Here is a 3,793-nt window from a genome sequence, read left to right as displayed (position 1 = left end):
CCCCTCCCTTCTTTGCTTTCCCCCCTGCTGAGAGAAAAACCCCCCCACGGGCGCGGAGCGCGGTTAGGGCTGGCCGGGGAACGCGACCGTCGGCGGGTTGACCCCGAGGACGGCCCGCCAGCTGGCTGCCCGGAGTGCGGATTCGGTGAGTGCGTCGACGGCGGCCGCCCGGACGGGCTCGGACTGCGCGCGTTCGATCACCGACCGCCAGGCGGTCGCGGTGTCGGCCTCGATTTGCACGGCCAACTGGATCGCGGCCGTCGGGTCGGCGACCGGGAACGGGATCGTGTATCCCGGCTCCGCGCCAGGCGCATCGACATTCGCGGCCGACAGTGCGTCGATCGTCGCGTCCCGCCGCGCGCGGTGCGCCGCGGTGTCCGCGGCGACCTGCGCCGCCCGGGTCGGGTTCGAGTAGGCGGCGACGATGCCGTACGCGAACACCGCCGCGTGTTCGGCGCGCAGCGCGTCGACGAGGGCCTGCTGCTCCGGCCCGAGGGTTGCCGCCGAGGGGGTGGTGGGGGAGGTCATAGCAGCATCACCGCCTGCTGCGCGGCGACCGCCGCGCTGATCGACCCGAGGAGACCGGCCCGGTGGCCGTCCAGCGTGCTGGCGAGTGTGGCTGCACCGCGCTGAGATTCGGCCAGCATGCCGCGCAGCTCGTCGACCGACGGGGGTGCGGCGGGGGCGGTGGTCAGCGCCGCGGAGGTGGTCGCGGGGCCCACCGACGGATCCTGCCCCGCGGCGCGGGTGATCTCGGCGGCAAGGGCGTCCGCGTGGGCGGTGCGTTCCGTGGCGATGACGGCGAGCGCACCCGCTCGCTCCGGCGCGACCGCGGCCGCGGCGTGTGCGGCGGCCGCGTCCCGCCGTGCCGCATCGAGTGGGGCCAGCAGCGGGTCGGGTTCGTCCGGATGATCGTCCGCGCCCGCGCATCCCGCTGCGGCGGCGACCGCGGCAAGACCAACGGTCAGGGCGCCCACCTTCAGCGCCGAGCGTCGGGACAGTGCCGGGAACGAGGGAGGAGCCGCGCCGGACGGCGGCGGGAGAGTCGAGGGTGCGGGCACGGCGCTCATCTTGTCAGGCCGGGTGCCCGTTCAGGCGCAGGGGCGGCGTGGTCACCGGGGCGTCGAATCCGCGTTATTCTAGATCCTCGCGCCCCGCGGCTGGCGAATGCTGCCCGAGGCCGCCGACGAGCGACCACAACTGATCCGACCACAACTGAACGAGGAGCTCTACTGATGCCGGTTCCGTCGAAGGAGAGGGTGATCGAGCTTCTTACCGATCTCGTCCCTCGCCAGGGCTACGACCTGGAGGACGTGACGGTCACGAAGGCAGGCAGCCGGAGTGTCGTTCGGGTGATGGTCGACAGCGATGCCGGGCTCGGATTGGACGCCGTCGCGGACCTGAGTCGGCTGATCTCCGACCGGCTGGACAGCGCAACCGAATTCGGTGAGGCGCCGTACACCCTTGAGGTCACCTCCCCGGGGGTGGACCGTCCGCTCACCGAGCCGAGACACTGGCGGCGCGCCCAGGGCAGGCGGGTACGGGTCGAGATCGGTGACGAGAAGGTGCTCGGCCGGGTCGGTGTGCTCGGTGACGGTGTCGTTGCCCTGGTCGTGCCAGCCAAGGGCGGGCCCGTTGTCCGGGAGATCGCCATCGCCGATGTGTGCACGGCCGTGGTGCAGGTGGAGTTCTCGACGCCGAACGCGCAGGAGCTCGAGTTGGCGGGGGGTGTGGCCGCGGGCCGTGCGCTCCCCGGCGTGATCGACGAGCCGGAGCCCGGCGAGTCTGACGATGATTTCCAGGTGGAGGGATAGACAAGTGCATATCGAAATGTCGGCGCTGCGCGCGATCGAGGACGACAAGGGGATCTCGGTCGACACGATCATCGAGACCATCAAGAGCGCGCTGCTGACCGCCTACCGGCACACCGAGGGGCATCAGCCGCACGCCCGGATCGATGTCGACACCAAGTCCGGTCTTGTTCGGGTGATGGCGACCGAGGTCGATGTCGACGGCAACCGGGTCGGCGAGGAGTGGGACGACACCCCGGAGGGCTTCGGGCGCATCGCCGCGACCACGGCGCGACAGGTGATCCTGCAGCGGCTGCGGGACGCGGAGAATGAGAAGAGCTTCGGCGAGTTCTCGACCCACGAGGGGGAGATCGTCGGCGGTGTCATCCAGCGCGACACCCGGGCCAACGCAAGGGGTGTCGTCGTCGTCCGGATCGGCAGCGAGGCCACCGGAGCCGAGGGCATCCTGCCTGCCGCCGAGCAGGTTCCCGGCGAGGTGTACGAGCACGGCGAGCGGATCAAGTGCTACGTCGTCGGCGTCACCCGCGGGCAGCGCGGCCCGCAGATCACCCTGTCGCGCACGCACCCGAACCTGGTCCGGAAGTTGTTCGCACTTGAGGTTCCGGAGATCGCGGACGGGTCGGTCGAGATCGTCGCCGTCGCCCGCGAGGCCGGGCACCGGTCCAAGATCGCGGTCGGGTCCCGGGTGCAGGGACTGAACGCCAAGGGTGCCTGCATCGGCCCGATGGGGCAACGCGTGCGCAACGTCATGAGTGAGCTGGCGGGCGAGAAGATCGACATCATCGACTTCGACGAGAACCCGGCGAGGTTCGTCGGGAACGCGTTGTCGCCGTCGAAGGTGGTGTCCGTCACAGTCGTCGACGCCGAGGCGCGGGCCGCCCGAGTGGTGGTGCCCGACTTCCAGTTGTCGCTGGCCATCGGCAAAGAGGGGCAAAACGCCCGGCTGGCTGCGCGGCTGACCGGGTGGCGGATCGACATTCGCAGCGACGCGGCCCAGGACGGTGGCGGCGCCTCTGGGCCTGCCCCGACGCGCGTCTAGAGGACGCCGTGCGGATAACGGTGGACAACAGCGGTAGAGTGGTCAATGGCTCGGCATGAGTACTCGACAGACGCGCGCCCGCGCACCGGTCATCCGGTGCGAACCTGCGTCGGATGTCGGAAACTCGCGTCGGCCGCTGAACTGCTGAGGATCGTGGCGCAACAGACCGGGCCGGAGGGCTGGGTGCTGGTACCCGATCCGCGGCGCAGGCTTCCCGGTCGAGGTGCGTGGTTGCATCCCGACCGGCGGTGCCTGAGCCAGGCGGAGAAGCGTCGAGCGTTCGGAAGGGCGCTGCGAGTGTCCGGAAGCCTGGACACGGCGGCCCTCGATCGCGCGATCGGTGCGGAGGTACTCGGCACCGATCACCTGATCGAACCGCATCCACAACAGAGCAGTACCTCGTGAACCCGGTACTCGAACAACGGCACCACCAGTACCCGGGAACACAGGCAATCTCTCGAGAAGAGTCAGGCAAACACACTCATGAGCACACCGTGAAGCACCAACGATGATCGTCCATCGGAGTTAACCCGAGGTCGTGCGGGCATCAGCCACGCTCGACCTCTCAGTAGAGGAGAGCAGTGGCAGGCAAGGCCCGCGTGCACGAGTTGGCCAAGGAACTCGGTGTCACCAGCAAGGAACTTCTCGCTCGGCTCAAGGAGCAGGGCGAATTCGTGAAGTCGGCGTCCTCCACCGTGGAGGCGCCGGTTGCGCGACGGCTGCGGGAGTCGTTCCCGTCGGCCAAGGGGGAGGCGGCTCCAGCGCGCCAGGAGGCCGCGAAGCCGGCCACCACCGCGAAGCCGGGCGGACCCCGTCCCGGCCCGAAGCCGGCAGCCCCGGCCCCGGCGGCTCCTGCCGCCCCGGCCCCCGCTGCGGCGACCCCGCAGCCCACCCCGGCTGCGGCGGCCCCCAAGCCGCCGACCCCGGGCCCGAAGCCCGCGGC

The 3,793-nt window shown here is 70.6% G+C and carries 6 protein-coding genes; 4 read left to right on the top strand and 2 right to left on the bottom strand.

Annotation, left to right across the window (positions count from 1 at the left end):
- Positions 1–63: 63 nt before the first annotated feature.
- Entirely contained in the window at positions 64–528 is a 465-nt protein-coding gene (locus tag ACWF62_RS20055; protein WP_378509440.1) for a ferritin-like domain-containing protein, read from the bottom strand.
- A complete protein-coding gene (locus ACWF62_RS20050; RefSeq protein WP_378509441.1) occupies positions 525–1,061 on the bottom strand; it encodes a hypothetical protein in 537 nt (178 codons plus the stop codon). Before ACWF62_RS20050 ends, ACWF62_RS20055 begins: the two co-directional genes overlap by 4 nt.
- A 174-nt stretch (positions 1,062–1,235) precedes the next feature.
- Here ACWF62_RS20050 and rimP point away from each other — a divergent pair, with 174 nt between their 5' ends.
- The 4 genes from rimP to ACWF62_RS20030 form a co-directional block, all read left to right on the top strand.
- Positions 1,236–1,814: a ribosome maturation factor RimP gene (rimP, locus tag ACWF62_RS20045; protein ID WP_452631171.1), complete on the top strand. Its 579-nt coding sequence runs from the start codon at positions 1,236–1,238 to the stop codon at positions 1,812–1,814.
- A gap of 16 nt (positions 1,815–1,830) precedes the next feature.
- Positions 1,831–2,850, top strand: coding sequence for a transcription termination factor NusA (gene nusA, locus ACWF62_RS20040; protein ID WP_378509446.1), 1,020 nt, complete (start codon positions 1,831–1,833; stop codon positions 2,848–2,850).
- A 45-nt stretch (positions 2,851–2,895) separates the two neighbouring features.
- Positions 2,896–3,255 (top strand): YlxR family protein, encoded by a 360-nt coding sequence (locus ACWF62_RS20035; protein ID WP_378509443.1) that lies wholly within the window; start codon positions 2,896–2,898, stop codon positions 3,253–3,255.
- Between the two features lie 176 nt (positions 3,256–3,431).
- The coding region (locus ACWF62_RS20030; RefSeq protein WP_452631169.1) for a translation initiation factor IF-2 N-terminal domain-containing protein at positions 3,432–3,793 on the top strand (362 nt) is incomplete at its 3' end.

Source organism: Rhodococcus sp. NPDC054953, assembly GCF_053609225.1.
The sequence above is the reverse complement of the archived record's forward strand: the minus strand, read 5'-3'. Positions and strand labels throughout refer to the sequence as shown.